The 8,640-nt window shown below is 68.0% G+C and carries 5 protein-coding genes and 4 pseudogenes; 3 read left to right on the plus strand and 6 right to left on the minus strand.

Going from position 1 to position 8,640, the window contains the following annotated elements:
• Window positions 1–29: 29 nt before the first annotated feature.
• The 3 genes and pseudogenes from ACFW2Y_RS26475 to ACFW2Y_RS26485 all read right to left on the minus strand — a co-directional run bounded on the left by ACFW2Y_RS26475 (window position 30) and on the right by ACFW2Y_RS26485 (window position 1,248).
• Window positions 30–233: a cold-shock protein gene (locus tag ACFW2Y_RS26475; RefSeq protein ID WP_030600152.1), complete on the minus strand. Its 204-nt coding sequence runs from the start codon at window positions 231–233 to the stop codon at window positions 30–32.
• 351 nt (window positions 234–584) lie between these two features.
• Window positions 585–1,129 (minus strand): annotated as a pseudogene (locus tag ACFW2Y_RS26480) (nucleotidyl transferase AbiEii/AbiGii toxin family protein); the annotation flags it as partial.
• Window positions 1,126–1,248 (minus strand): hypothetical protein, encoded by a 123-nt coding sequence (locus ACFW2Y_RS26485; protein ID WP_384884116.1) that lies wholly within the window; start codon window positions 1,246–1,248, stop codon window positions 1,126–1,128. The pseudogene ACFW2Y_RS26480 and the gene ACFW2Y_RS26485, both read right to left, overlap by 4 nt.
• A gap of 56 nt (window positions 1,249–1,304) precedes the next feature.
• Here ACFW2Y_RS26485 and ACFW2Y_RS26490 point away from each other — a divergent pair.
• Window positions 1,305–2,082, plus strand: a pseudogene (locus tag ACFW2Y_RS26490) (IS256 family transposase); the annotation flags it as partial.
• 6 nt (window positions 2,083–2,088) lie between these two features.
• On the opposite strand, the pseudogene ACFW2Y_RS26495 reads toward ACFW2Y_RS26490, so the two are convergent.
• Window positions 2,089–3,996: pseudogene (locus ACFW2Y_RS26495) on the minus strand (ISAzo13 family transposase); the annotation flags it as partial.
• Window positions 3,997–4,181: 185 nt separating this feature from the next.
• Here ACFW2Y_RS26495 and ACFW2Y_RS26500 point away from each other — a divergent pair.
• Window positions 4,182–5,780 carry an IS4 family transposase gene (locus tag ACFW2Y_RS26500; RefSeq protein WP_384884118.1) on the plus strand — a complete coding sequence of 533 codons (1,599 nt, stop codon included), beginning with the start codon at window positions 4,182–4,184 and terminating at the stop codon, window positions 5,778–5,780.
• Window positions 5,781–5,804: 24 nt separating this feature from the next.
• Window positions 5,805–6,032, plus strand: a pseudogene (locus tag ACFW2Y_RS26505) (TetR/AcrR family transcriptional regulator); the annotation flags it as partial.
• A 160-nt stretch (window positions 6,033–6,192) separates the two neighbouring features.
• Here ACFW2Y_RS26505 and ACFW2Y_RS26510 read toward each other — a convergent pair.
• Window positions 6,193–6,693 (minus strand): hypothetical protein, encoded by a 501-nt coding sequence (locus tag ACFW2Y_RS26510; protein WP_384884121.1) that lies wholly within the window; start codon window positions 6,691–6,693, stop codon window positions 6,193–6,195.
• A 98-nt stretch (window positions 6,694–6,791) separates the two neighbouring features.
• On the minus strand, window positions 6,792–8,537 hold the full coding sequence (locus tag ACFW2Y_RS26515) for an FG-GAP-like repeat-containing protein (RefSeq protein WP_384884124.1): 1,746 nt from the start codon (window positions 8,535–8,537) through the stop codon (window positions 6,792–6,794).
• Window positions 8,538–8,640: the final 103 nt, after the last annotated feature.

An 8,640-nucleotide genomic window follows, 5' to 3' on the forward strand; every position in this document is an offset into this window, starting at 1 on the left:
GGGCCCCAGCTGTGTATTACGCGTCAGCGTCAGGCGGGAACGATGTTCTCGGCCGTCGGGCCCTTCTGGCCCTGCGCGATGTCGAAGGAGACCTTCTGGCCCTCCTGGAGCTCGCGGAAACCCTGCGTCGCGATGTTCGAGTAGTGTGCGAACACGTCAGGGCCGCCACCATCCTGCTCGATGAAGCCGAAGCCCTTTTCCGCGTTGAACCACTTCACGGTGCCAGTAGCCATGTCATTTCTCCTCTGGGCAAGTACGACGGAATCCGTACCGCACGGATCCCGTGTCGCCGCGATGATGCCCTGCCCGGAAAATGACCGGAAATACAAAGCGCTTCCGTGTGGCACGCGGCCGATGGGAGGCGCTTGAAGTCTTTGGGTACCAAAACTGCAACTGACTTCGACAGTAGCACGTCCTCGTGGTCTGTGCGCTGCGAATATTTCTCCCTGTGTGTCGCCGGTAAAAACTCTGTCCGCGACAGCCGTTAAAATCTAAGGCCGCGAACACAGGTATTCGTGTGCTCCGAATGCGGTGTTCCGGAAGCAAGGCGGTCGACCAGCTGGGGTGTCGGCAGTCGACGGAGCCTGCGTCTGCGGTTCGCAGAGGTCGAAGCTGTCGCGGGCGTGGCGGCGGCCGAGCTCCTCGAGCTCGATGCGACTCCAGCGATCGGCTGCCGCGCGGACGTCGATCAGGTCACGTGCCGGGCCGCGGTCCGCCAGCGCGCGGACCTTCATGCCGACCACGTCTTCCAGGGAAAGCGCCAAGCCGGTGGGGTCTTCACGGGTGGGCGCCGGAGCGCTTCCCTGAGGACGTCGACCTCGCATTCCTCGCCGGTGGCGGTGGCGGTGGCGGTGGCGGTGGCGGTGTCGGTGACGATCAGCCGAGCGGACAACGCATCGGCTTCCGACCCCCGCACCTGTCAGCCGCGTTGTTCCAGCCCGGCGCGCACGGTGGCAGCGGTCTCCTCCAGCACTCCGGGTTCTCGGTGGCGACATGGAGGCCTTTGCCGAGCCGGTCGACCAGTCCCGTGCGCCTGGACGGCGTAGCCACCCGTGAGCACGAGCGGGTGGATGTCGCCCACGGCGAGGACATCCGCGAGGAGCCGCCGGTGCAGTTCCGTGAGATTCACGCAGCAGCCTGGGCGTCGGGGCTCAGTTCGTCGAAGGCCTTCTCCCACACGTCGCGGATGTCCCGAGATGGTGTCCCGTCGAGTGGTGTAGCAGCGATCTCCGCGTAGCTCCTGGTCATGAGGCGGCCATCGCGCAACTCTCCGAGTGGAGAAGCTCGTTGAGAGAGGTGACGCGATGGCCTTGTCCCAGCATGACTTGCTCCGGCTGATGGAGTCACTGCGTACGGCGGACGGAATCGAGTTGATCAGGGTCCTGGCCCAGCGGATCTTGCGGGAGCTCATCGAGGCCGAGGCCACCGCCCACATCGGTGCGGAGCCCGGCGAACACACCGAGACCCGCACGACCTGGCGCAACGGGCACCGCGAGAGGGGGCTGACCACCCAGGCCGGGGACCTGGACCTGACGATCCCCAAGGTTCGCACCGGCAGCTTCTTCCCCAGCCTGCTGGAACGCCGCCGCCGTATCGACCAGGCTCTGTACGCCGTCATCGTCGAGGCATACGTCCACAGAGTGTCCACCCGCAGCGTGGACGACCTGGTCAGGGCCCTGGGCGCGGACACCGGCATCTCCAAGAGCGAGGTCTCCCGACTCTGCGCCGGACTGGACACCGAGCTCAGCGCCTTCCGCACCCGCCCGCTGGACCACACCCGCTTCCCCTACATCTACCTGGGCGGCCACGTACTGCAAGGCCCGGGTGAACCACCAGATTGTCTCCCAGGCTGTGGTCATCGCCACCGGCGTCACCGAGGACGGCGGACGCGAAGTCCTCGGGCTGATGGCCGGCGACAGCGAGACCGAGGCGTTCTGGAGCGAGTTCCTGCGCTCCCTGCGCGAACGGGGCCTGAACGCGGTCCGCCTGGTCATCGCCGACCACCACTCGGGGCTGGTCAAGGCCGTCCGCAAGGTCGTGCTCGGCGCCGGCTACCGAAGGTGCCGCGTCCACTGGACCCGTAAAGAATCAACTCGACTGTTTTGTCGTCGAGATGGAGGCGAGCAGGGATTCGGCGGTGTGGTGCTTGACCGGGGCCGGTGGCAGGTGGAACCCATCCGCATCGAGGAGGGGCGGACGTCGCGGAAGGCGTTGCCGATGGTGCTCCGGTTCACCTGGAACAGTTCGGCCAGTACTTCACCGGTGCAGACGCGACGGTGGAGCAGGACGGTTACCAGGACACGTTCCGGGTCGGTGATCTTCTGGGCGAACACGCCGCCGCGGGTGCCCGGTTGGCGCGGTCTGCCGCGCTGGGTGTGACGGCGCCCCTCGGCGAGGGCGGGGTGCGAGGCGTTCGATGAGTTCCTGCAGGTCCGTGCGGCTCATCCCGGTCAGGGCCGGATCGCAGAGCTCTTCGGGCAGCGAGGTGCGGCTTCGGGCGGGAAGGGTCCCGGTGTCGAGGAATCCGATCAGTTGGTCCGGTTCGGTGAACAGCAGTGTTGTCGGTTCCACCTTGACCTTGTGGCCGTCCAGGAGGAGGCGGGTCTCGGTGATCACCGGGCTGATGACCCGGTCGGTGACCTCCAGCATTTCCGCGAGGACGCGTTGGGGACAGGCCTGACGCAGGTAGAGGAGGGGCAGCAGGATGCGGTCGCGGCCGGTGAAGAGGGGCTTGCCGTGGTCGGCGGCCGCCTTGCGACGCGGTCCGCCCCGCTGCTGGAAGCAACGCCGCTCGCGCTCCGCCTCCTGGGCGGGGGCGAGCCGAGCCGTCACATCGTCGAGTTCGGTTGCGCTCATCCCGGTCAGGCGGGGGTCGTCCAGCAGGTCCAGGACTTTTCTGCGTCCCGGCACGGCTGAAGTCGGCCCGCTTCCCGGCGGTGGCGGCTCCGTGGTGGTCAGGGGCGCGGGATGGAGCGTGTAGTTCCAGCTGCCGCGAGCCTTGTGGGGTTCCAGGGGCAGGGCTTTCATGCGGGCCTTGCTGATGGCGACGCCGAGCGGGTAGGACCGGGTGTCGAGCTCGGCCTGGACGCGCAGCCCGCTGCGGGTGGTGGTGGAGGCGATCGCGTTCACGATGACTTCGTGGCTGGTCAGCGGCCTGCCGCGCCAGTTCATGGTGATGTGGGAGAAGAGCCGGTGCTCGATCTTGTTCCACTTCGAAGTGCCGGGCGGAAAGTGGCAGACCGTGATCGCCAGCCCTGTGTCGGCGGCGAAGGCGGCCAGTTCCGCTTTCCAGGCGCGGTAGCGGTAGCCGTTGGAGCCGCCCGCGTCCGCGGTGATCAGCAGCCGGGTGGCGGCCGGGTAGTCGAGCTGGCCGCGGGCCTGCCACCAGCGGCGGATCGTGGCCACGGCGAAGGCAGAGGTGTTGTGATCGACTCCGACGCTGACCCATCCGGTGTCAGCGGCCAGGTCGTAGACACCGTAGGGGATCGCGGTCTCGCCCTTCGGCCCGGTGAAGAAGCTGTGATCCTCGACCCGGACCGGATCGCCCTTGGGCCGCCACTCGCGTCCAGTGTTCGGCAGCTGCCCGAGCATCTCCTTCTTCTTGGCGTCGACACTGATCACCGGTTCGCCCGCGGCCTGGAACACCATGACCTGATCGTTGATGTAGTGGAACTGCGCGTCCCGATCCGGATGCTGGTCTCCTTCCAGCGTCTTGGCGTTCGCCTGCAGGCTGAAGCCGCTCTCCCGCAGAATCCGGCCGACGGTCACCGGCGAGACACGGTGCCCTCGCCTCGTGAGCTCCGCCGCAAGACGCCGCAGTGACTTCGTCGTCCAGCGCAGCGGCGACATCGGATCGCCACGCTCGTCCGGCTCGACCAGGCTCAACAGGGCGGGCAGCAGCCCCGGATCCAGCTCGGTCGCGCTCTTGCGCCCGCCGCCCGGCCTACGGATCCGACCTTCCGCCAGCAACTCGGCACCCGCCTCCAACTCGAAGACAGGGCCTTGCCCCAAGGCCGGGAAGTTAGCGTTTTCGCAGGTCACGCAAGCGCGTTGTGGGTTGGAGGGTAAAGCGCAACGGAGCTCGTTGGTACAGGCAGTCGACCAAGACAGCTTGTTCCTGAGGAGCTCCGTTGCTGTTGCATTCTGTCCTGCCGTCATCCCTGACGGCTATCACCCGTACGGTGACCGTGGCCGCGGGCCGGTTCGCACCGGGGCATCTGGGGGAGCTGACGGCGGTCGTGCCGTTCGAGCTGGTCGATGCGGTGCTGGTGGAGACACGGACGGTGCAGCGGCGGTTGCGTGATCTGCCGTCCCGGGTCGGGGTGTACTTCCTGCTCGCGATGTGTCTGTTCCCCGAGGTCGGCTACCGGCTGGTGTGGGACAAGCTGGTCGGTGGCCTGACGGGGATGCCGGTGGCTTCGCCGAGCGCGAAGGGATTGCGGGACCTGCGGCGTCGGCTGGGAACCGCACCGATGCGTGCGCTGTTCGAGGTCCTCGCCGGGTCGCTGGCCCGCCCGATGACGCCGGGGGTGCGGTTCGGCGGCTACCGGACAGTGTCGTTCGACGGTTGCAGCTCGCTTCGGGTACCGGACTCGCAGCGTAACCGGGCCTGGCTGGGACGGACGGCACATCACGGCTATCCCACCCTGGAGTTGATGACGCTGGTCGAGACTGGGACCAGGTCCGTGATCGGCGCGGTGTTCGGCCCCACCGACGAGGGCGAGACCAGTTATGCCGGCCGTCTGCTGCACCTGCTGAGGCCGGACATGCTGGTGCTGTGGGACAAGGGGTTCGACGGCAACGCCTTCCTCGCGGCGGTGACCGCGATCGGCGCGCAGGTGCTGGGCAGGCTCCGTAACAACCGCCGCACTCCGGTTCTGACCCGCCTCGCCGACGGCTCCTACCTCTCGGTGATCGGCACCGTGAAGGTCCGCGTCATCGACGCCGAGATCACGGTGACCTGCGACGACGGAACCGTGTTCACAAGCTCCTACCGTCTGGTCACCACCCTGACCGACGCCCGCCGACATCCCGCCGCCGTCCTCACCGGTCTCTACCACGAGCGCTGGGAACATGAGAGCGCGTATTACGCGCTCCGCCACACGATCCTGCACGGACACGTGATGCGCTCGAACGATCCGGCCGGACTTGACCAGGAGATGTGGGCGTTGCTGTCGCTCTACCAGGCATTGCGGGCGGTGATGGTGGAGGCGGCCGAGTCCGTACCCGGCACCGATCCGGACCGCTGCTGCTTCACCGTGGCCCTCCAGACCGCCCGCGACCAGGTCGTCCAGGCCGCCGGCATCGTCCCCGACGAGGCCGGGGGCCTCGGGCTGATCGGTCGACGGGTCCTGGCCCGGCTCCTCCCGTCCCGTCGGCGCCGGGTCAGCACCCGCAAGGTCAAGTCCCCGATGTCCCGCTACAGCGAGCGACGCGACGACGGCCGCCCTGACCGCAGCCGTACCCTCACCCAGCTCGCCGTCACCGTCCTCGAACCCGGCCCCGAACAACCGCCACTGCCCGCGGTCTCACGCGATGACCGGAACGCCGTCCCCGCCCAGCGTCGTCGGCACCGCATCCTCGCCCTGCTCCAGGACGACCCGACCCGCCTGTGGAGAGTCGCGGAGATCGCCGCCCGCTTCGGCGACATCCGGCTCGACACCATGTATCGGCAACTCTCCCGATGGGCCGACAACGGCCTCATCCACAAGATCGGCCCCGGCCTCTACACAGCCACGATCTGGACACCAACTACCTTGCAACCAGCGGGAAATCGCTAACTTCCCGGCCTTGGGGGAGGCCCCGACTCCCTGACCGGACTCCTTGAGCAGGCGCAGGAGGCCGGACTGGCCGACCCGGAGGTCGACGCGCGCACGGAAGCGATCAGTCTGCTCGCGATGGCGGCGACCATGGGCACCGGCATCCTCGTGGGCCAGCGGAGTCCGGAGTCGGCGATCGCGGTGCTCCGTCACCACCTGGACCGGATCTTCACGGCTGCCGGACCGTCCGAGCGGAGAGAGGGGGCGAAGTGACGCGTCGCGAAGCGTTGTGGGGGCAGCGTGTTCGTGGCGACGGAGGACGTGTTCGATCCGGCGGAAATGCCGGGCCTCTTCTACGACTCGGTCGGATGGGAGGGGTGCCCCCACGACGTCGACAGGCTGTGCCGGGGCCTGGTCAACTCCCACCCGGTCATCACGGCACGAGACGGCTCGGGAACGCTCCTCGGCCTGACCGTGGACGATCTCCGATGGAGAACGCGTCTGCTACCTCCAGGGCTCGCGTGCCGAAGCCGTGGGCGCGAGCGACGCCGGCCTCGAATTTGGGGGCGCTCAGGTACGCCTCGTCCAGCGGACCTTTCAGTGCGTCCATGCGGGTGGTCAGCCCGTCCAGGATGCCGGTGTAGGTGTTGACGATCCGGTTCAGTTTGGCCGTGTCGATGTTGAGCACGGTCTTGACGTCGAACGACAGGATCAGGCCGGCACCCTTGCTGATGACCGACGTGACCTTGCCGAGGAGATCCTTGGGGTTCTTGGGCTTCTCCAGGTCGTCGATGATCTCCTTGGCGGCCTTTTCACGGCGCGCTTGAGTTCGTCCGCGACGTCGCGGTTCAGGTCGACGGCGGCCTCGGCGTACTCGCGCAGGATGGTGGCGATGTTGTCGGCCGTGTCCTTGAGTACGGCCAGGACGGAGCACGTGACCGGTGGCGGACGGGCCGGGCGTTCGGGGAGATCCGGTGGTCGAGGCCGCTGAGGCGGCACGGCCGAGGACCGTGCCGCCGTGCCACCGCCGTCTCAGCGCAGCAGGTCGGTGGTGGAGAGGCCCGACCCGGCTTTGACCATGGCGGCGAAGGTGACGTTTCCGTTCAGCGTCCCGCTCCCGGCGTAGAACTGGAGGGTTCCCGCGCCGTCCCGGGCGAGCAGGTCCGGCTTGCCGTCCCCGTTGACGTCTCCCGGAGCGAACACTGTGTTGTAGATCTGCCAGCCGTGGCCGATCTGCGTCCGCGCGCCCAGCGTCCCCGTACCCGTGCCGGGGTACACGAACAGGGCTCCGGCCGTGTCGCGGGCGATGACGTCGGCCTTGCCGTCGCCGGTGACGTCACCCGGGGTGAGCACGGTGTCGTAGACGCCCCAGCCCTGCCCGATGCGGATCTTGGCGTCGACCTTCCCGTCACCCCTGCCCGGGACGAGGTAGAGGTCGCCGTTGTCGAAGGCGACGAGCAGGTCGGCGAGGCCGTCCCCGTTCATGTCGGGGCTGGAGTCCAGCGCCGTCGCCGCCTGCCAGCCCCAACCGACCTTCTGCGGCGTGGAGAAGAACAGTTCGCTCGTGTGGCCGGGGTGGAAGAAGAGGTCTCCGACGCTGTTGATCGAGTACAGGTCCTCGCCACCGCCGTCGTGGTCGACGCCCCGCCCGATCAGGCGCAGATCACCCATGCCGGCGCCCACCTTGCAGGGCACGGGATCCAGTACGCCGTTGGAACGGCCGAAGTGCCGCCAGAGGTCGCCCGCCGCGTCGCGGCGGAGCATGTCCGCCATGCCGTCATCGGGGTTGTTACAGAACGACCAGGTCGCGGCGCCTCGGTAGGCGTAGTGGTCGGAGACCGAGGAGGTCTGCGGCAGGGCGTCGCCGGCGACGTTCTTGAAGTGGTCCTTGCTGAGGAAGACGTAGTCGAGCTTGGCCTCCGGGTCGGGGGTCTTCGCCATCAGCGTGGGGGCGCCCGAACGGCAGTGTCCCGAAGGCGGGTTGAGCGAGGAACAAGTGGCGGTGAACCGGCTGGTGTCCGTCTCGTCGACCTCGGTGAAGCGGCCGGTGCCACCGGAGTGGCTGTAGAAGGGGTCGAGGACCGGAGAGAGCGGCGCATTTGCCTGGCCCCCGCTGTACCGGGGGTTGAAGTCGCCGCCCAGGACGACGGGGATGCCCTGGTCGATCCAGGAGTTCGCGGTGGCCGCCAGCCTTTCGGCCTGCTGCTTCGCGACGGAGGCGCTGCCGGAGTACAGATGGACCGAGCAGCTCCGGGTGGTGCGCCCCTGGAGGGGGGCGTCCACACAGAGGGTCGTCCAGCTCTCCGTGCCCTTCTCCAGGCCCGTGGCCAGATCGATGACCTGCGGGTTGGTGGCGGTCCCCTTCGTGAACACCGCGAGGCCGTAGTCGCCCTCCACCGCGTTCGGAACGGCATTGTCCTTGCAGAGGTCCTGAGAGGTGTCCCCGGCGGGGGTCTGGGTGACCGTGAAGGAGCCCGTGTAGCCGAGAGAGCCCAGCTTCTGCTCCAGCCTGGTGAACTGCGTGTGGCAGACCTCCTGGAGGAGGACGACGTCCGTCTTCCAGGCCACGGTCTCGTCGTACACCTTCTGGACGCGGTTGGTGACCTCGTCCGGAGTGGAGCTGCACTCCTCCCAGCTGCCGCAGATGTTGTAGCTGAGGAAGCGCAGAACGGGTGCGGAGGCCGTGTTGACGGTGTCCGCCTGGGCGGAGGGGGCGGGAGGAGCGATCAGGCCCGCCACAGCGAGGGCGCCGGCGATCGCGGTTCGACGAAGGCGCATGGCGGGTCCTCAGCCGTAGATGTTGTAGCCGTAGCCGGCCTTGGTGCGGCCGGTGAACTTGCCGTCGCCGATGCCCATGTAGGTGTAGAGGTCGCCGTTGGTG

The sequence above is a fragment of the Streptomyces sp. NPDC058877 genome (assembly GCF_042742855.1).
Classification (GTDB): Bacteria; Actinomycetota; Actinomycetes; order Streptomycetales; family Streptomycetaceae; genus Streptomyces.

Coding starts and splice junctions, on each gene's coding strand:
- ACFW2Y_RS26485 (WP_384884116.1), bottom strand. CDS start 1,248: ATGACCAGGAGCTACGCGGAGATCGCTGCTACACCACTCGACGGGACA.
- ACFW2Y_RS26515 (WP_384884124.1), bottom strand. CDS start 8,537: ATGCGCCTTCGTCGAACCGCGATCGCCGGCGCCCTCGCTGTGGCGGGC.
- ACFW2Y_RS26475 (WP_030600152.1), bottom strand. CDS start 233: ATGGCTACTGGCACCGTGAAGTGGTTCAACGCGGAAAAGGGCTTCGGC.